General features: G+C 41.8%; 10 protein-coding genes. 9 read left to right on the forward strand and 1 reads right to left on the reverse strand.

Features of this window, described 5'->3' with window-relative positions; translation table 11 throughout:
- Window positions 1-56: 56 nt before the first annotated feature.
- Entirely contained in the window at window positions 57-1,745 is a 1,689-nt protein-coding gene (locus tag DWW23_RS12765) for a DUF4091 domain-containing protein (RefSeq protein WP_122353669.1), read from the forward strand.
- Between the two features lie 206 nt (window positions 1,746-1,951).
- On the opposite strand, the gene DWW23_RS12770 is transcribed toward DWW23_RS12765, so the two are convergent.
- The gene (locus DWW23_RS12770) at window positions 1,952-2,647 is read right to left on the reverse strand and encodes a hypothetical protein (protein WP_122353670.1); all 696 of its coding nucleotides are present in this window, start codon (window positions 2,645-2,647) and stop codon (window positions 1,952-1,954) included.
- A gap of 201 nt (window positions 2,648-2,848) precedes the next feature.
- On the opposite strand from DWW23_RS12770, the gene nadB reads away from it, so the two are divergent.
- The 8 genes from nadB (at window position 2,849) to DWW23_RS12810 (ending at window position 21,851) form a co-directional block, all read left to right on the forward strand.
- A complete protein-coding gene (gene nadB / locus DWW23_RS12775; protein WP_122353671.1) occupies window positions 2,849-4,423 on the forward strand; it encodes an L-aspartate oxidase in 1,575 nt (524 codons plus the stop codon).
- Between the two features lie 215 nt (window positions 4,424-4,638).
- Window positions 4,639-5,490: an SGNH/GDSL hydrolase family protein gene (locus DWW23_RS12780; RefSeq protein WP_122353672.1), complete on the forward strand. Its 852-nt coding sequence runs from the start codon at window positions 4,639-4,641 to the stop codon at window positions 5,488-5,490.
- A gap of 217 nt (window positions 5,491-5,707) precedes the next feature.
- On the forward strand, window positions 5,708-6,652 hold the full coding sequence (locus tag DWW23_RS12785; RefSeq protein WP_122353673.1) for a FecR family protein: 945 nt from the start codon (window positions 5,708-5,710) through the stop codon (window positions 6,650-6,652).
- Window positions 6,653-6,854: 202 nt separating this feature from the next.
- A complete protein-coding gene (locus DWW23_RS12790; RefSeq protein ID WP_229800934.1) occupies window positions 6,855-10,172 on the forward strand; it encodes a TonB-dependent receptor in 3,318 nt (1,105 codons plus the stop codon).
- Window positions 10,173-10,183: 11 nt separating this feature from the next.
- On the forward strand, window positions 10,184-11,815 hold the full coding sequence (locus DWW23_RS12795) for a RagB/SusD family nutrient uptake outer membrane protein (protein WP_229800935.1): 1,632 nt from the start codon (window positions 10,184-10,186) through the stop codon (window positions 11,813-11,815).
- A 167-nt stretch (window positions 11,816-11,982) separates the two neighbouring features.
- Window positions 11,983-15,267 carry a glycosyl hydrolase gene (locus DWW23_RS12800; protein WP_122353676.1) on the forward strand — a complete coding sequence of 1,095 codons (3,285 nt, stop codon included), beginning with the start codon at window positions 11,983-11,985 and terminating at the stop codon, window positions 15,265-15,267.
- 77 nt (window positions 15,268-15,344) lie between these two features.
- On the forward strand, window positions 15,345-18,626 hold the full coding sequence (locus DWW23_RS12805) for a glycosyl hydrolase (protein WP_122353677.1): 3,282 nt from the start codon (window positions 15,345-15,347) through the stop codon (window positions 18,624-18,626).
- Between the two features lie 3 nt (window positions 18,627-18,629).
- Window positions 18,630-21,851: a glycosyl hydrolase gene (locus DWW23_RS12810; RefSeq protein WP_122353678.1), complete on the forward strand. Its 3,222-nt coding sequence runs from the start codon at window positions 18,630-18,632 to the stop codon at window positions 21,849-21,851.
- Window positions 21,852-21,859 lie beyond the last annotated feature (8 nt).

A 21,859-nucleotide genomic window follows, 5' to 3' on the forward strand; every position in this document is an offset into this window, starting at 1 on the left:
ATCCTTACTGGGTTTTACCTATAATTTGTCAATCATAAGTTTAAAAGCTATACACCATGAAACATCTAGCCTATTTATCTTTCTGCATTTTACTTATGGCATGTGCAAACACATCGGATACGAAAGATACGATCAGTTTCGCACAGGTAGATCCTTTCCTGAAAGTATTCAGGGAATCGAACTTCTTTCCGGAATACAACGAGACGGAAGAAGTGGCGGCAGGCGAACATGCGACATTTCAGTTCGTTGTCCGTAGTGCTGCTACATTGAAAGACCTGGCGATAGAGGTGTCTCCTTTCACGAATGAACAAGGGGTTACTTTACCGGCTGTGCGTTCAGGCTTTGTCGATTTTGTACGGGTAGGCCGCCAAACTCCTGACCGGGCAAAAGATGCGATCACCTCCTTATCCCATTACTATCCGGACCCGATCATCGAGAAAGACCGGTGGAATGTGGAACGGGATATGGCACAGCCTATCTGGCTGACGGCAAACATCCCTTCGGATGCCGCACCCGGCGACTATAAAGCGACGTTCCGGTTAACAGGCAAAGCTGGCGGCAAGCTCTTCCGCCAGGAGAAAGAGATACGGATCAAAGTATATCCGGTCGTCATGGAAGAACCTTCTTTATGGGTGACCAACTGGTTTGGTACTTCACCTGAGAAAATGAAGATATTTAACGGTGGAAAAGAGGTAGAACTTTACTCCCCCGTTTACTGGGATATGATCAAGGAATTAGCCCTGAAACTGAAAGAATGCTATTCCAATGTCATACTGATCTCTCCCTTGCAATACGTTGAATTTTCAGAGAAAGACGGGACGTATACATTCGATTACACCCAGTTCGACAAGATGGTCTCTATATTCAAAAAAGCGGGTGCTCTAAAGATGATCGAAGGCGGACATATAGCGGGACGCACCGGCAACTGGGACAGCCAGTTCGAACCCTATGTTCCGGAATATAAAGACGGCAAAAAGACCCGGGTACAATACCCGATGTCTTCTCCCCGGGCACAAAACTTCTACAAACAGTTCATCCCTTCATTAACGGCTCATCTGAAAGAGCAGCAAATGGGAGAAATCTATGCCCAGCACATTGCGGACGAGCCGATCAGCTCCAATATAAAAAGTTATGTCGAGATTGCCCGGTTTATCAAACAACTGGCACCGGAGATCAAGATCATAGAGGCCTGTCATTCGCACGACCTGGAAAATACTCTGGATATCTGGGTACCGCAGTTGAACTTCTATAAAGACGGATATGATTTTTACCGCGAACGACAGAAGCAGGGCGACGAAGTATGGTTTTACACCTGCCTGGCTCCGCAAGGAGACTTTGCCAACCGCTTCCTGGAGCAACCGCTCATAAAGACCCGGTTAATCCACTGGCTGAACTTCAAATATGGCGCAACAGGATATCTGCACTGGGGATTCAATCAATGGTTTGCCAATAACGATCCCTATAAAGAAACAACCCTGATGAACACGGAAAGCGGAAACACATTACCCGGAGGGGATAGCTGGATCGTCTATCCGGACAATGGCAAGTTATACGGTTCTATCCGTCTGGAAGCCATGCGTGACGGCATTGCCGATTATACCTTACTGAAGATGCTGGAACGGAAAGATCCGGAACTGGCTAAAGAACTGTGCCGCCTGACCGTCTTCCACTGGACACTCTACGATACGGAAGGCGATCATTTCCGGAAGACAAGACGAGAAATACTGGAAGCATTGTCGGAATAGACAGTTGTATCAAGAGGTTATTCAGGAACGCAGATAACTCCGCGCTCCTGAATTTTTTAGTTCTGTTATGATTCAATTGATCATTAAAAAAAGCGAAAATACGCCGCCACTTCACAGTAACGACGTATCCACTTAAACCGGTCAAACAATTCCAAAAAAGGAATATATTTTATGTAAATTCTCTTATTTCCTAAAATCACATTGTATTACTTAACCTCTTCCAGTACTGAATAAGATTGTAATACATTATTATTATTGTATTGTTCAGTACGAACGACTCCGATATTCGGAGCATACCATTCATAACCGTAACCCTCGATCGTTTCTTTCGGAGAACGTGATTTGATTTTAAATTTTACTTTCGTACAGTCGAATGTACCTGCCGGAGTGGTGATCTCTTCTGTTTTCACATATTCACGATCGTAAATAGAGATGTTCTTCCTGTCCTTACGATTCTTCTTTGAATAAATGTTGATTACTGCATCGTCGAAATACACATCATCAGGAGAAGCTCCTTTAGATACGCTCGGATAATTGATCACAGCATCGGTAGCTGCCACTGCGGTATTCGTTGTAGAGACAAAAGACGGATTAGTAAGGACCTCTTTCATATCCATAAAGAATTCGCCATCCTGGCAAAAAGCCTCCAGTTCACCTTTGTCGACAACTGTCCCGCTATTATTGGTGAACACGTAATCGGCTTCGACTTCCAGGCCGGATTGTTTACTTTCCACCTCATCCACAACATAAGTCATCACACCTGACAGGTTGCCTTTGCCATCATAACTCTTTTTCACCAGTTTAGTTCCTTTTGTCGTCGGGAAAAAGAATGTACAATCTTGTGCCATAGCCCCGCCTGCCAACATAGAGGCTAAAGCTAACAGTAAAACTTTAGATTTCATATTTATAACGTTTAAGTATTAATAATAAGCCGGATATCCAATGCGTAGTTAAAACAGAGGAAGCCTGCGAATGTTTATGGCTTTTCTTTTAAAAATAGCAAAAGAATAAGTATTTCGGGACTTTTTAACCGAAAGGGCACCCCGAATGGTACAACCATAAAAGTTAATTCCTAACTTTGGCGCTCTAAACAGTAATGTCTTATGGTACAAAGATTCGATTTCTTAGTGATAGGTTCCGGTATTGCAGGAATGAGTTTCGCTCTTAAAGTAGCCAATAAAGGGAAAGTAGCCCTTGTATGCAAAACTAATCTGGAAGAAGCCAACACCTATTTCGCGCAGGGCGGTATCGCCTCGGTAACCAACCTGATTGTTGACAATTTCGACAAGCATATTGAAGATACAATGATAGCCGGTGACTGGCTCAGTGACCGTGGTGCAGTAGAAAAAGTTGTGCGTAATGCCCCTCAGCAAATCAAAGAACTGATCAGCTGGGGAGTCGATTTCGACAAAGATGAAAAAGGGAACTTCGACCTGCACCGGGAAGGCGGCCACTCCGAATTCCGCATCCTACACCATAAAGACAACACTGGTGCCGAAATACAGGACAGCCTGATCCAGGCAATCCAGAAGCATCCTAATATCACCGTATTTGAAAATCATTTCGCAATCGAAATATTGACCCAACACCATCTGGGTGTTACCGTCACCCGCCAGACTCCGGATATCGAATGTTATGGCGCCTATATCATGGACCCGGATGGCCGGATCGATACTTTCCTTTCTAAAGTGACCCTGATCGCAACAGGAGGTGTCGGTGCCGTTTATCAGACAACCACCAATCCGTTGGTGGCAACCGGCGACGGCATTGCCATGGTTTACCGGGCAAAAGGAACGGTGAAAGATATGGAGTTCGTACAGTTCCACCCCACTGCCCTGTTCCATCCGGGCGACCGTCCTTCTTTCCTGATCACAGAGGCAATGCGCGGTTATGGCGGCGTGCTCCGTACGAAAGACGGGAAGGAATTCATGCAGAAATATGACAAGCGTCTTTCATTGGCTCCACGTGATATTGTGGCCCGTGCCATTAAGAACGAAATGGATACCCGCGGTGACGATCATGTTTATCTGGATGTCACGCACAAAGATCCGGAGGAGACAAAGAAGCATTTCCCCAATATCTACGAGAAGTGTCTGAGCCTGGGAATCGACATAACCAAAGAGTATATCCCGGTCGCTCCTGCCGCCCATTATCTTTGCGGAGGTATCAAAGTCGACCTGGACGCCCGTTCGTCTATCGACCGCCTGTATGCGGTAGGTGAATGTTCATGTACCGGCCTGCACGGAGGAAACCGTCTGGCATCCAACTCGCTGATCGAAGCAGTCGTTTATGCCGATGCAGCGGCAAAACACAGCCTGAGCATCATCGACTCGTTAAAATACCAGGAAAGCATACCGGAATGGAATGATGAAGGAACGACTTCCTTGGAAGAAATGGTATTGATCACCCAGAGTGTAAAAGAGGTCGGGCAGATCATGAGCACTTATGTAGGCATCGTCCGTTCCGATCTGCGCCTGAAACGCGCCTGGGACCGTCTGGATATCATCTACGAAGAGACAGAAAGCCTGTTCAAACGTTCGGTTGCCTCGAAAGATATCTGCGAACTGCGTAACATGATCAATGTCGGTTATCTGATCATGCGTCAGGCCATCGAACGAAAAGAAAGCCGGGGATTACATTATACGTTGGATTATCCGCCGGTAAAAAAAGGAGAATAAATATTTCATGATCTATCCGGCAAAGGTTGCTTTGACAGGCGATAAAGTTATCCCTTTTCTCCTTATGTATCTCAACCGGAGCCGTATGTTATTGTTTCGATGATACTTCAGCAACTGAAATATTCACGGAAGAAGGGAACTTACCTCTCTCTTCATTCCGTACAGATGACTGGTAAACAAACTGAAAGTATAAAATAGCACCTATTATTAATACCATGAACACAAAATATTCTGCAATTTTACTATCCGGCCTGATCTTGTCAACCAATGTTAGTCCTTGTATCGCCGCTATACATTCACATCAAAAAGAACCTGTAGCAACGGAAGTCATACAAACCCAATGGAAGGGTAAAAAGGTCGCTTTCCTAGGCGATTCCATTACAGATAAATCGCATGTAGGGACAACAAAAAATTACTGGCAATATCTGGAAGAGATGCTGGGTTTGGAGGCACTGGTCTATGGTATCAATGGCCATCATTGGGTAGGTGTGCTGGAACAGGCGAAAAAGCTGAAAGAAGAAAAGGGGAATCAGGTAGATGCGATAATCATTTTTGCGGGAACTAATGATTATAATGAAGGAATACCTTTGGGAGATTGGTTTCGCACGGAAAAAACCAGTGTAGAAGTGGCTGGTCCTTCCCGGGAAATACGCCTTAAACGCATCCCACAGACAGATGATACAAATTTCAGGGGACGTATAAACAATGTTATGGCGTACCTGAAAGAGAATTTCCCCACACAGCAGATCATTTTGCTGACCCCGATTCATCGTGCACAGGCTTATTTCGGAAAAGATAACATTCAGCCGGAAGAAGCCTTTCCTAATAAATCGGGATTATATGTAGACTCCTATGTCAATGTCATCAAAGAAGCATCCAACGTATGGGCAGTACCGGTCATCGACTTAAACAGTATTAGTGGACTTTATCCGATGTGTGATGCACAAACTCCTTATTTCCATAACGAAAAAACCGACCGGCTCCACCCGAATGCAGCAGGCCATTACCGGATGGCTAAAGCTTTAGCTTATCAGTTATTGGCATATCCTGCCGATTTCAAGTACTAAAGTATATTGTTGTGTCTACATAACAATTTGTGTAGCATTTCCGGCATTATATTTGATTATCAATCGATCAGAAAACAATGATTTGACTGCCTGCTGGCATCTGTCGGAGAAAAAAACAGTAAAACAGAAAAATATCTCATTTTCCTACTAGGGATTTTCAAACTTGTGTTGTCTCTTCTATACAAGACAAAAATAGAACACACTAGTAGACCTATAAATGGATAAAGAGATATTACAAAGATACGTAGAAGGAAATGTCACCCCGGAAGAAATCATAGCCGTCGTTGACTGGTTAGATGCAGACGAAAATAACGTCCGGGAGTTTATGGCATTACATAAACTGAACGACATCTCCCTACTGAATCAACCGGATAAGCAGGTCGATATCCAAAAGGTAAAAAGAACTATCTCTTTCCGAAAGATAGGTTATGAACTGGCCAAAATAGCAGCAATACTGATCATATTCTGGGGAGGAACAAAATTATTCGAAACAAACAACATCACCGAAGAAAGTATTGCGACGTACCAGACACTATACGTACCTGCCGGACAACGTGCCGAATTGATTTTGCCGGATAGTACACGAGTCTGGCTCAATGCCCATAGTAAACTTGTATACCCTGTCAGTTTCGGTAAAGGGACCCGCCAGGTAGAATTAAATGGAGAAGCCTATTTTGATGTTATCCATAATGAGAAACAACCTTTTATTGTGAAAACTCAGCAAATGGACATACAGGTGTTAGGTACAGAATTTAATGTGGCCTCCTATTCCAACTCTTCTGATTTTGAGGTATCTTTATTAAGAGGAAGTATAGAGCTATCTTCACCCAACCTCCCATCCAACTACAGGATGAAGGAGAAAGAACACGTCCAGTTAAAAGACAACAAGTTAATTATCGATCAAATAGCCGATTATGATTATTTCAGATGGAAGGAAGGACTCATCTGTTTCAATAACGAATCAGTTGCAACAATCATTGAGAAGCTTAAACTATACTACGATATTGACATCAAAATTTATAATAAGAGGATCCTAAACAGTCGATATTCCGGTAAATTCAGGACCAAAGATGGTATAGAGCAAGTATTGAAAGTATTGCAGATAGAACATAAGTTCAGCTATACCAAAAATAGTGATTTGAATCTAATAACTATAAAATAAATATGCCTATGAGATAAAAATGAGATGTAAAAATTAACCGGATCATGCTCCAACATAACCCGGTTATCACAGTCAGTACTCTGACACAACAGCAAATTGATTTTAGTACTAACTTTCTAGATTTTTCAAAGTTATGAAAAAAAAACCTATAGGGAAGAAGTATGCCCTATTATTATCGAATTTTAAACACATATTCAGACTTATGAAGTTAACCTTTTTATTATTTCTGTTATGTATTTCAAGTGTTTGGGCAAATAATGCCAATTCTCAGACGACTAAAGTAAATATCCAGGCCGAAAATGCACACATGAAGGATATTATCAGTCAGATCGAGTCACAAACAGATTATCTATTTGTTTACAATTATGAGAATGTAGATCTATCACAAAAAGTTTCCTTGAAGGCTTCGGACATCTCCGTTGCAGAAGTGCTGAAAATTCTTTTTAAGAACTCAGATGTAGTATATGCAGTAGAAGGCAACAATATCCTGCTAATGAAGAATGCTGCAGAAATGAAAAAGCAACAAAATGGTAAAAAGATCTCCGGTAAAGTAACCGATTCGAACGGAGAAGCCATCATTGGAGCAAATGTTGTAGAAAAAGGGACAACAAATGGTACCATAACAGGTATAGATGGTAGTTATACGCTAAATGTTTCTCCTTCTTCTACATTGCAGATATCTTTTATCGGTTATCTTACACAAGAGGTTTCCGTGCAAAATAAGACTTCATTAAATGTAACCATGAAAGAAGACTTACAGGCATTGGATGAAGTTGTAGTCGTAGGATACGGAACTCAGAAAAAGGAAGTGGTTACAGGAGCGATAACATCTTTAAAATCTGAAGATATTTCACTCAGTCCAACAGCAAATATGGCTTCCGGATTAGCAGGACGCCTTTCTGGTGTTATCATTAACACACGAAACGGAGAACCCGGAGCTGACGAATCTACCATACGTATCAGAGGCCAGAACTCATTAGTATCAAATGACCCGCTCTATGTTATCGACGGTGTCGTTCGTTCCGAAGAAGGAGGTATATTCAGCCGGTTCGATCCGGAAGATATCGAATCGATCACAGTATTGAAGGATGCTTCAGCAGCAATATATGGTTCTCGTGCCGCAAATGGAGTTATATTGATTACCACCAAACGTGGTAAAGTGGGAAAACCGACCATTTCACTCTCTTATAATCATTCATTTACACAACCTACCCGGACTGTAAAAATGGCAAACTCCGCTTCATATGCAAGAGCACAGAATCTGGCAAATGAAATCAGAGGAATCAGTCCTCGCTGGACAGAAGATGAGATACAAAAATTTGCCGATGGGTCAGACCCATTACATTATCCTAACACAAACTGGTATGATGTAGTACAGAAAAACTGGTCAGGTCAGGACAAAGCAAATATACAACTTACCGGAGGTATGGATAATTTAACTTATCTTGTTTCCGCAGGTTTCCTGGATCAAGGTTCTCCTTATAGAGAAAGTTCTATGAAGAATCGCATGTACAATGTCCGGTCAAACATAGATGCAAAAATAAACGATTACATTAAACTTACTTTTGACTTGTTCGGCAAAAACACAGACCGGACTTTACCGTATAATGGTCAGGCCAGCGGTAACGGGATGTACAGTTGGGTTGGTTTAAGTGCTCCTACAGCCCATGCATACTGGCCTGGAACAGATTATCCGACAAATCAAGGATGGGGTAATTATAATCCATTGGTTATCTCTACAGGAGATGCCGGTACTACTGCTTCCAAAACATGGGTGTTTAACGGACAATCCACCATCGACATATCGATACCCTGGGTGAAAGGTCTATCGGTAAAAGGAAGTATAGCCTATGACTATTTTGGTCAGAACTATAAACAATTCGAAGATGTATATTATGTATATAGTTACGATGAAAGTACTAATACTTACGAAAAATTAAAGGGTCATACTTCTGCCCCTCAGTTATTTATTGAGGAAAAACGGACTGAGTATATCAACGGAAATGTACGTGTCAATTATTTGAATACATTTGCTGATGTACATACAGTCGATGCCTTTGTCGGTTTCGAACAAAATCAAACCAAAAGCACGGCATTAGATGGTAAACGCACAAATTTTCCTACAGGTACGTTAGAAGAACTGAATGCTGGAGATGCCAATACACAGACAAATCACAGTAGTTCTTCAAAAACAGCCAGAAGAAACTATTTCGGACGTGTATTATATGACTATGACCATAAATACATGCTGCAATTCCAGTTCAGATATGACGGTTCCCACAACTTCCCTTCCGGAAAACGGTTTGGATTCTTCCCTGGGATTTCAGGAGGTTGGACAATATCCAGAGAAAATTTCATGAAGGATATTACCTGGTTAAACAATTTAAAGCTACGTGGTTCATGGGGTAAAATGGGTAATGATTATCTCAAAGATTCATTCCAATACCTGACGATGTATACATTAGCAGACGGCTCAGTTTTTAACGGAACACAATATTCAGGAATTTCTCAGGCAAATGTGCCTAACCCCAATATTACCTGGGAAAAAGCCGAAACATACGATATCGGATTGGAAACTGGATTTTTGAATAACCGTCTGACATTTGACTTTGACTGGTTCAAAACAAACAGAAAAGATATCCTGACAAAGCGTAATGCATCAATCCCGGCATTTACAGGTTTGAACCTACCTGATGAAAATATCGGAGAGACCGAAAATAAAGGAGTTGAAATGATGCTTGGTTTCAGGGATGATCCCACCAAAGATTTTTCTTATTCTGTATCCGGCAACCTGACTTATGCCCGGAATAAAGTAATTTTCAAGGATGAAACGCCCATGGCGGAAATATACCAGAAAGAAGAAGGAAAACCTATTGGTGCAGCATTAAGATACGAAGCGATCGGAATATACAGCGAAGCTGATATTGCCAATCCGGATGTTCCCAAAAGACCCGGAACAGTAGCCGGAGACATCAAGATACGGGATGTCAACGGAGACGGTGAAATCAATTCACTCGACCAGGTTCGTCAGGATATGACCAATATTCCTGATATCACTTACGGTCTTAACATAAATCTCAGTTGGAAACAATTTGACCTGACGTTAGGATTCCAGGGACAGGCACGGGCAGTCTTTTACCTTCGTGAAGACTGGGTGAATCCGGCTACATCAAACGGTGGTGCAAATATACTACAGTGGTGGACGGAAGATACGATGACACCGGATAATCCGAACGGAACAAAACCACGGTTAGGTACGGCATATGGTATAGGTGGAACAACTTTCACTCAGATCAGCGCTAATTTCTTCAAACTCAAAAATGCAGAAATAGGATATAGAATACCTAAAGATATTATATCCAAAGTCGGTTTGTCAAGAGCTCGGGTATATGTGAGCGGAACGAACTTATTCTCTATCGACCATACCAGCAAATTCGGTATAGATCCGGAAGTTGCCAATGGAGGATGGGACTTGAATCCGATGCGATTAATAAATCTAGGTGTAAACGTTTCATTTTAAAAATACACATGATGAAAAAGATAATATATTTAGTAAGCATAACATGGATCATGTTATTATCTTCTTGCAGTGATGTGCTTGATATAACGCCAACAGACAGATATCCTGACCCGGCAGTCTGGCAGGATGAGAACCTGTTGAAAATGTTTGTAAATGAACAATATAGTGGCATTTGTACGAAAGATAATTATTATAAAATAATGTATTTTGGAGATGATATTTTCTCCAAATACAATGAAGGAGGCTGTGATCTTATCCGGGAAAATATATTGACAGCCGATAATGTAGGTTCATTAAATAATATACTACATGTATGGGATAATTCGTATAAATTCATCCATAATATTAATGTGTTCTTTAATAACATAGGGGAATCATCAATTGATGATTCAGTAAAAAAAGAACTTATTGCCGAGATGAAATTCATACGTGCCTATATTTATGCCAAACTGATCTGGGCATATGGTGGTGTTCCTATTATAGAGGAAGCATTTGACATCAATAGTGACTGGTCACAGGTAGAAAGAAACACATGGGATGAATGTGTTACCTATATAGTTAAGAATCTGGATGAAGTGATAGCTGACCTTCCTGACAGACCTTCAGAAAGAAACAGAGCCAGTGGAAATGCTGCGCGCGCACTTAAATCACGAGTATTACTCTATGATGCAAGTATATTGAATAATCCGAGCAATGATAAGCAGAAATGGCAGAGAGCAGCTGATGCTGCTGCAGCTCTTTTTGACAAAGGATATACGCTGGCAGCAGACTATCAGAAAATGTTCCTGGATGTAAACTGCAGTGAATTTATATTCGCAAAAGAATTCAGTGAGACCTATTACTGTCAGTTGACCTTTTATATTGGTACTGCGGGTAATAGCGGACTCGCATTGGCAGTTCCTTCTTTGAATATAGTGGATGCTTACGAAACAATAGACGGTGAAGTACCGGTTACCGATAGCGAGTTGGGAACAATCAATCCTAAATCGATGTACGACCCATCCAATCCTTATGTGAACAGAGACCCTCGTTTCTATGCATCGATCTATTATAATGGTGCTGATTTTATGGATCGTAAAATAGAAACTTATAAAGGAGGTTATGATGTAACAAATCAGGATGCCACCATGACTGGCTACTATATAAGAAAATTCATAGAGGAAGATAAAGGCATTTCACAAACCCAACATTATACAGGTCCTTTCCCGTTATTCCGATTATCTGAAATGTATCTCAATTATGCAGAAGCTCAATATCATTTGGGAAATGAAGATCTTGCACGTGAATACATTAATAAGGTAAGAGGTCGTGAAGGAGTAAAAATGCCTCCTGTAACAGCCACTGGAGAGGAATTGCTGAATAAAATATACCACGAGCGTATGATCGAACTTGCGTTTGAAGGACATCGTTATTTTGACGTACGTCGTTGGAAGATTGCTGAAAAAACAGAAACTACTCATATTATGGGTCAAGAGATCATAAAGAATAATGATGGAACATTAACTTATAATCGCCATAAATTGACTCAGGATTCCCGGAAAAATGAATGGAAAGATGCATTTTATCGCTTACCCATTGCTTTTTCTGAAATTCAAAGAAGTAATAATAGCCTGGAACAAAACTCCGGTTATGAGATAAAATAGTTTCAGTTTTAACTCTGAAAAATATGTTTAATCTAAGGACTGTAGTATTCTAATACAGTCCTTAGAACTTTATAAGCGTCCCGAACATGTGAAAAATGTTAATCTCTATATCCCCATAAGGAAAACTAATGTAATGCTTTATAAAAACAGTTTATCAAAATAGAACGATGAGTAAAAAAATAATATCTGTAATTATTGCTATCCTATTCTTTACCAGCCTAATATCGGAAACCGTTCATGCGGTAAAAAAATCAGATACAGAAATCGATAACTTTCTGAATCCACCCAAAGAAAACCGCCCGTGGGTGTTTATGTGGTGGTATGATAATGTAGATAAACCTGCTATAACAGAGCATTTGGAAGAACTTAGTAAAAAGGGAATAGGTGGAGTTCTTGTGTTTTATCATGGCGGAATGCCCAACGTCCCTTTTTTAGGTGAGGCCTGGCTTGAGCTATATCGCCATACCGTACGAGAATGTGCCCGCCTGGGCCTGGAATGTGGGGCTAATGTAAGTAGCGGCTGGCCTTCCGGTGGTCCCTGGATTGACCAGAAAAATGGGGCAAAACGTGTAGCCTCTAGTGAAACAATCCTTGAAGGACCATCTCAGTTTTCAGGGGAATTAAATACTCCAACCGGAATTACGGGATTATACAAAGACGATGCTGTTTGGGCTTATCCAGTCCATGATTCCATTTCATTTAAGCCTTCTATTTCAGTTAGCAGTAATGCCAAAGATATCAACAATATGTTGGACGGCGATTACAATACCGCCTGGAATCCGGAAAATGAGACGGAAGAGCCATGGATTCTTTTTGATTTTAAATCTCCCCAAAAGGTTGATTTTGTTTATCTTGAGCGAGAGGGGACAACAATACTCGAGTCTTCGGAAGATGGGAAAACATATCAACCAGTCGATACACTTCATTCGATTGGTGATGTCTATCAAAATGTTTTTCAACCCGTTCCCGAGCGTACAGCCCGTTTTTTCCGGCTTGTCCTGAAAAAGGGGAGAGGCGAATCTGTCCGTATGGTATCTCTCGGAACTAAAAGCGACGTTCATCAGGTAGCTTTAATGAATGCCAAACGCGGCCTGATGAATCCATTAACCCCCATTGGCACATCAAAACTAGAAGTAGAACAAGCTTTCCCTTTAACTCCATTACAAGCTTCTTCTAAAAACTCACCTCTTCGCATAGAAGACGCTATTGACTTGACCAATAAAATATCACCGGACGGAAGTTTAAACTGGAAAGTCCCGGAAGGAAAATGGAAAATCATTAGAGTAGGAACCGCTTTTGTTGAAATCCCGGCAGGCGGAGGTTTATTGCCCGACTATTTATCAGTAGAATCCACAGACTTTGATTTTGATCACAGCAGCGGAGTATTGATCCGCGAAGCAGAAAAACAAGAGGGAACAACTTTTAAATATTTACATGAGGATAATGTTGAAATTCATGGTATCTATTCATGGACAGAGAATATGTTGGAAGAATTCCGTAATCGACGGGGTTATGACCCAAAACCTTATCTTGCAGCTATGGCCGGCGAAATAGTTGAAAATACGGATATTACAGAACGTTTTTTGAATGATGTACGTCGAACGATTGCTGATTGCGTCGCTGACGGACACTATAAAATATGGGCAGACCGTGCCCATGAAAAAGGGGTACAGGTTCGTGCAGAAGCCGGAGGACAACATCTTCCAAGATTAATGATGAATGACGGTTTGAAAAATCTGGGAAGAATGGATGTTCCGGTCGGAGAATTCTGGTATGGCGGTCAATGGAGTGAAAACCAATGGATCCCGGCAGTGCATCACAGTGGATCACTTTCGGAAGAATGGTATGAAGGACGTCAGAACGTCAATACTAAACAGGCAGCCAGTGCCTCTCATTTATATGGAAAAGAAAAGACGGCTTCGGAGGCATTTACCAGTTTTACTCATTGGGTCAGTTCGCCTGCCACTCTATTGCCACGAGCCAATGTCGCTTTTTGTGAAGGCATCAACGACATAACCTTCCATGGTTCTGCAACATCCGGTCCTGCCAATGGTATGCCGGGAACTGTATTTGCAGCCGGAGTTCATTTTAATAACCGGATTACATGGTGGAACCGGGCAAAATCATTTACAGATTATCTGGCACGCTGCCAATACATGCTTCGACGCGGACATTTTGTCGCAGATGTACTTTATTATGAAGGAGATCTCGTACCTTGTTTCGTATCTCCGAAGAATATAGATCCTGACCGTGGTTTTGGATATGATTATGATGTATGTAATACAGAAATTATCATGAGCCGCTTATCCGTTCGGGATGGCCGGATTTACCTGCCTGACGGAATGAATTATCAAGTACTTGTTCTTCCTGAATCCGGGATTGTCCCGATTGAAGTCGCTCGTAAAATACTCGAATTAGTACAGGAAGGAGCGACTGTCATAGGTCCGCGATTCATAAAAACCCCCGGATTAAAAAACTTTCCTGAAAGTGAGAAAACGCTTCGTGAAATTACTGAAAAGCTATGGGGCAAAACAGAAGGTCCGGTAGATCGTGCCGTTGGCAAAGGACGAGTCGTCAGCGGAGTCAAAATTGCAGAAGTTATGAAGAAAAAAGCGATTGAAAGGGATTTCTCATACATGAATGAGAATGAAATTGCATGTTATGGAACGACTCCGGTAAAAATAGATTTTATCCATCGCAAAGAAGGAGAAACGGATATATATTTTATTATCAACCGTAGGAATACCACTGAAAATATAGATGCCAAATTTCGTATAACAGGAAAATTACCAGAATTCTGGAATCCGGTAGATGGTTCTTCCTGCCCAGCAAAAGCTTTTTCAATCAGTGGTTCCAGAACAACTATACCTATGGAACTAGCTCCATACCAGGGCATTTTTGTTGTTTTCCGGAAACCGACATCTGAGACCCGGCTGGATGGAAATAATTATACAAATTATGAAGTACTTAAAACACTTGACAGTTCCTGGAGCCTTCATTTTAATCCGAAATTGGGTGGGCCCGAAAAACCTATAATTTATAAGTCACTACAGGATCTGACAACAAGTTCTGTTCCCGAAATCAAGTATTATTCCGGCGCTGTAGTTTACCGCAAAGAATTCGATCTTGACAAAATTTCAAAGGAAAAGCTTTTCCTTGATCTTGGCACAGTCCACGATCTGGCTAACATCCGTCTGAATGGGAATGATCTTGGTACAGTGTGGTGTGCTCCATGGAGACTTGATATTTCTGAATATTGTAAAACTAAAGGAAATGTTCTCGAAATAGAAGTAACTAACACTTGGTGGAACCGACTGGTTTATGATGCGTCATTGCCTGAAAAAGAAAGAATTACCAAAACAAATATTGGTTTCTCTCCAACTTCCGGACTGATGCCTTCCGGTCTTATAGGACCTGTAACAATAAAAAAAGAGGACACTTCAAAACCATAGATCCCGATTACAAAATTTCTACTATATGGAAATAACGTATTCGAGATATATCTACCAATCACTAAAATAAATACATCATGAGATATTTAGATTTTTTGAGGAATTGTTTTACCGCTGCTGCTTTCCTTGTTAGTTCCTACGGAGCAGCCCAACATCCGGTACTACCTTCTGATAATGAATTAAACAGCCCTTTCGGAAATACAGATAGAAAGAACTTCCAATCTCCATCTAAAGTTTATTATCCGGAAACCTGGTTTCACTACATTGGAGGAAACGTTTCAAAAGAAGGGATTACCAAAGACCTGGAAGCAATATCAAAGACCGGAATTTCCGGGATTCAATTGTTTCACGGACAGTTTGGAGGTCCGTGGCCGGGAGTAGAACCTCAAATAAAAAGTTTGAGCCCTCATTGGGATGATGCTGTACGCCATACCGCAGAAGAATGTAAACGTTTGGGATTACGTTTCACGATGCTGAACTGTTCCGGATGGGCAACATCAGGAGGGCCATGGATTGAGACATCGAATGCCATGCGTCATCTGGTATGGAGCCGGACTGATATCGATGGAGGAGTACATATAAACAAAAAATTATCTGTCCCACAACCAAGTGAAGAAATCTGGCGTGATTACAAAGACATTACAGTACTGGCATTCCCGACTCCCCTGGATGATACAAATAGCCCTCTCATCCCTATGGAAATAAGAAGTAACCATGAAATGGACTGGAATGATTTTTTTCAGGGAAAGATGAAACAGCCTGTAAAACTCCAACCAACCACAGAAGATGCTCCGCATTGGTTTGAGGTTACATTTCCAGAGGCAACGCCCCTTCGAGCTGTGGAATTTCCCAGTATCAATTGGTTTAATCATCCTCAATGTTATGAGCCGGGAGTAACAGTAAATATACAAGCTGTTTTACCAGATGGTTCCGTGAAAGACATAATAAAAACAGATATACCTCAAGCCAATTCTCAAGACAACAAACCTTTTACCCTGGCCTGCTCCGATGTTTATGGAGTAAATAAATACCGGATATCTATTGTCAATAAACACAACATGTCTCTATCTTCGCTCCTCTTATACTCCGCCGCCCGTAAAAACAACTGGGAGTCAGAAGCCGGATGGACTTTACGAAGCATTGAACGCAACGGGGCTTTTCCTACGCAAGACAAAAAAGCCTTCATCGACATTGATCAAATTCAGGATATTTCATCTTTTATGGATAAAGACGGAAATCTGAACTGGACCGTACCTGCCGGTAAATGGACCATATTACGAATCGGGCACGTAAATACGGGACAAAAGAACAGTCCTGCCCCTCCCGAAGGAACCGGATGGGAATGTAATAAATTTGCCCCATCAGGAGCAGAGGCCCAATTCGACGGTTATATAGGACGCCTCATCAAAAATAACGGAGTACTGGCAGACGGATTACTGAATGGTATGTTGATAGATAGCTGGGAATGCTATACACAGACATGGACCGATAATATGGAAAATGAATTTAAACGTGTAGCAAATTATCAACTCCGTAAATGGTTACCTGCTGTATTCGGTTATGTTATTAAAGACCACGAAACGACTACACGTTTCTTACACGACTGGCGTGCTACTACAAACGATCTGTTCACTCACAACTTTTATGGAAGAATGACAGAACTGGCACATGAAAACGGCCTGTACATGACCTACGAGACAGCAGCCGGAGATGTATTCCCCGCTGATATACTTGAGTATTTCAAATTTGCAGATATACCCATGTGCGAATTCTGGCAACCGATGACTGAGAATTTTGTCGGTTCTTCAAATTTCAAACCTATCAAACCGGCAGCATCTGCTACACGCCTGTACGGTAAGCCACGTCTAGCAGCAGAAGCCTTTACCTCTTTCGACCTGACATGGGACGAACACATGAGCATGTTCAAAGAAGTGGCAAATGTGAATTATGCAGATGGCGTTACTCATCTTGTTTTTCACACCTATACACACAACCCCCAGAATCCGTTCTTTGCTCCGGGAACATCCTTCGGATCAGGCATAGGCAGCCCATTCTTACGGGGACAGACCTGGTGGAAATATATGCCTGAATTAACGACCTACCTTTCACGTTGCAGTTATATGTTAGAGCGTGGAAAACCGGTTTCTGATGTGCTCTGGTATCTAGGAGATGAAATAAATCATAAGCCAAATCAAAATGCACCATTCCCGGAAGGTTTCAAATATGATTATTGTAACCCTGATATTTTATTGAACCGGCTTTCCGTTAAAGAGGGCAAGATAGTGACTCCTGAAGGAATCAGTTACCGTGTATTATGGCTTCCTGATACTCCGAGAATGCTACCGGAAACTTTAGAAAAAATATATGAACTGCTTCGGGCCGGAGCTACTGTAATAGGGAATGCACCCGAGAAGCTTGTAACTCTTACAGGAGGAAATACGGCTCAACAACGTTTTGACAAAGCAATTAAAAACATCTGGGGAAAAGCGAGTCAGAAAGGCATCAGAAAAGTCGGTAAAGGATATATAATTTCAAATACTCCACTCGACACGGCTTTAAAAGAATTAAAAATAACTCCGGATGTAACAGGAGGGAAAGCTTTATGGTCGCATCGACAGGTTGAAGATGCCGACTGGTATTTTGTATGTCCGCAAAAGGGAGAAGATTTCAACGGCATTCTCAATTTCCGTTGTGAAGGAGAGGTCGAACTTTGGGACCCGGTAACAGGAACTTCAAAACCGATCGAAAGTTCCAGTAACGGCAACCGTACATCTGTTAAGTTGGCTCTACCTGTCGCAGGCTCTTGTTTCGTCGTATTCCATCACTCAAAAAATAATAAATCCCAATATGAAATAGAGAAACAGAATAAAAAAGTTTCATCTGTATTACTTTCTAATCCATGGACTCTGACTTTCCCTTCCGGATGGGGAACACCGTCTTCATTGGAACTTACAGATTTAAAACCGTGGAAAGATATGGACCTTCCAACCGAAGGTAAAGCCTTTTCAGGGACTGCTATTTACAAAACATCTTTCAATATAGATAAAATTGAAAAAGGGATGACTGTTTCTTTGGACCTGGGAAAAGTAGAAATGATAGCTTCCGTATCAGTCAACGGAAAACCTCTCCGTACATTATGGGCTCCACCATATAGTCTGGATATAACAGAAGCTGTGAAAACCGGAAAAAATACACTGACTGTAGAAATAACAAGTACCTGGTTCAATCGTCTTGTCTATGATGCCGGACAACCGGAAGAGATGCGTAAAACATGGACTATAAACGGCCCTTCAAAAGATGCCCCTTTAAGGGATTCAGGACTTCTTGGGCCTGTTAAGTATAACATAACAAGTTTTTAAGCAATGAAAAAAATAATTTATACCTATTTTACACCACTGATAGTCTGTTGCCTTCTCTGTTGCTGTACAAAACAACAGAAGAATACCGTGGACTTCACAGAAGTTGAGAAAAACTTCAAGGATATCCCCGCTGATATACAGACCTCCATATACTGGTACTGGATCAACGATAATATATCCAAAGAGGCTGTAATAAAAGACCTGCACTCGATGAAAGAGGTCGGTATCAACCGGGCTTTTATCGGTAATATCGGACTATCTCCACAAGAAGCCCCCTACGGAAAAGTCAAGATCTTTACCGATGAGTGGTGGGATATTATGCATACTGCACTGAAAACCGCTACGGAATTAAACATTGAAATAGGACTTTTCAACAGTTCCGGATGGAGCCAGTCAGGAGGTCCATGGATCAAGCCTGAACAAGCGATGCGATATCTTACATATTCGGAAGTCAAAGTAAAAGGCCCAAAAAAATTACAACAACATCTTACAGAGCCGACAAAGGATTTCCAGGATGTTAAGGTAATTGCCATGCCCGTAAATAAGGACTACTTAATTAATTTGTTGGAAAAAGGGACTTATACCATTTCACCTTCAAATATAAAAGCGGATCTGAACACTGGGAAAGAGTTGACCTTCAATGATAAAGAAATTACTATCGATATTACCTTACCGAAAGAGGCTACAGCGCGAAGCCTTGTTCTCTATCCGGCAGAACGACCAATAAGAGCGAAAATTGAACTGCAGGTTCAAGAGGGGGATTCCTTCAAAAACATTAAACAGTTCACCTTAAATCGCACTAACCCCGCATTGAATGTTGGTTTCGAACCTTATGCTCCCGTCGCTATCAGCTTACCGGAAGTAAAAGATCAGAAACTCCGCCTTGTGATGGAAGCCAATCCGGGAAGCGGTATCAAGCGTATCCTGTTATCTCCTTCACCTGTAATGGAAAGGTTTGCAGAAAAATCATTGGCAAAAATGCATCAGACACCACTCCCCTATTGGCATGATTATTTATGGGATGAACAACCCGATGTTACCAGTTACAAAATGGCACAACCGAATGAAATCCTGGACATCTCTGGCTATATGGATGACCAGGGACTGTTAACCTGGGATGTTCCCGAAGGAGAATGGATTATTATGCGTACGGGAATGACACCGACAGGCGTCACAAACAGCCCGGCTTCTCCGGAAGGCACAGGACTCGAGGTGGATAAAATGAGCAAAGAACATGTAGCCAGTCATTTCGATGCCTATCTGGGAATGATCCTGGAGCGAATTCCTGCTGACGATCGTAAAACATTAAAAGTTGCGGTTCAGGACAGTTATGAAACCGGAGGACAAAATTTTACTGACGATTTTCTGAAAGAATTCCAAAAACGCTATGGCTACGACCCCGTGCCTTTTCTTCCCGTATTCAAAGGCCATATCATTGGTAGTCCTGATTTGTCTGATCGTTTCCTATGGGATGTCAGAAGGTTCGTTGCCGACAAAATATCCTATGATTATGTCGGAGGGTTAAGAAAAATAAGTCATGAACATGGAATGACCACCTGGCTTGAGAATTACGGGCATTGGGGATTCCCTGGCGAATTTCTGCAATATGGCGGTCAGTCCGATGAAGTCGGCGGTGAATTTTGGAATGAAGGAAACCTGGGGAGTATCGAGAATCGTGCAGCTTCTTCCTGTGCCCATATTTATGGAAAACCAAAGGTCTCTGCCGAGTCATTCACCTGCGGAGAAGGTTCGTACAGTCGTTATCCTGCAATCCTGAAACAACGTGGTGACTGGTCGTTCACTGAAGGTGTCAACAATACTCTTTTACATGTTTATATCCACCAACCTTACGAAAACAGACCACCCGGAGTCAACACCAGTTTCGGCAACGAATTTAACCGCCTGAATACATGGTACTCACATTTAGGTCTTTTTGTTTCTTATATCAAACGTGCCAATTATATGTTACAGCAAGGTCAGAATATAGCTGATGTCGCTTACTTTATTGGAGAAGATGCACCAAAGATGACAGGCATACGTGATCCTGAAATACCCAAAGGATATTCATATGATTACATTAATGCAGAAGTTATAGAACGTGACCTGACAGTAAAAGACGGAAAGTTGGTATTGCCACACGGCACATCTTACCGCGTACTGGTATTACCTAAACTGGAAACCATGCGCCCATCTGTCCTGAAGAAGATTGAACAGTTGGTTGCTGACGGGGCGGTTATCCTCGGTCCTCCCCCTAGCCGTTCACCCAGTATGGAGAACTACCCGGTTGCCGATCAGGAAGTAAATGCACTCGCAAAGAAAATGTGGGGCGATCTATCCGTAAAACAACGTTCTTATGGAAAAGGGACTATCTATACCGACGTGGAGTTAAAAGAGGTTCTGGACAGATCAGGCGTGATTCCCGACTGTCAGTTCGGAGAAAATGATCCGGTCCTTTATGTTCATCGCACAGCCGGAGATAATGAAATCTATTTTATCACGAACCAAAGTGACCGGACGATCACCGTTTCTCCACAATTCCGTGTACAAGGGAAAGTTCCCGAATTATGGGATGTTGTAACCGGGTCAATCAGACCATTACCTGCTTTCATACAGGGTAAAGAATCGACAACCGTCCCGTTGCAACTGGAAGCATACGAAAGTGGGTTTATCGTGTTCCGTAAAACAGGTAAACCTGCCGCTACCGGTGTGGAGGATAATTATCCGAAACCGGAAATTATTACTAAAATAGATCAGCCCTGGCAGGTTCTTTTTGAATCAGACCAATATAAACGGGGACCTGCTCAACCGGTTACATTCACAACGCTCACGGATTGGAGTAAACATGAAGATGAAAGTATCAGATATTATTCAGGGACTGCCATATACAAAACAACATTTGACGTAAAAAAGAAGCCCGAAGGAAAACTTTTTGTAGATTTGGGGCAGGTTACGGCAATGGCCAAAATAAAGATCAATGGTAAATATGTCGGTGGTGTTTGGACAGCTCCTTACCGGATAGAAGTTTCAGATGTGATAAGAGACGGTATCAATGAACTGGAGGTAGAAGTAGTTAATACCTGGATGAACCGTCTGATCGGTGATTTGCATCTGCCAGAGGCAGAACGTCCGACATGGGCGCATCATAATTCATGGAATGTTCATTCACCTTTACAGACCTCCGGATTATTAGGGCCTGTCAATTTGTTATCAATAAAATATAAATAGATACAATT

It is taken from the genome of Parabacteroides sp. AF14-59 (assembly GCF_003479515.1).
GTDB lineage: Bacteria > Bacteroidota > Bacteroidia > Bacteroidales > Tannerellaceae > Parabacteroides > Parabacteroides faecis.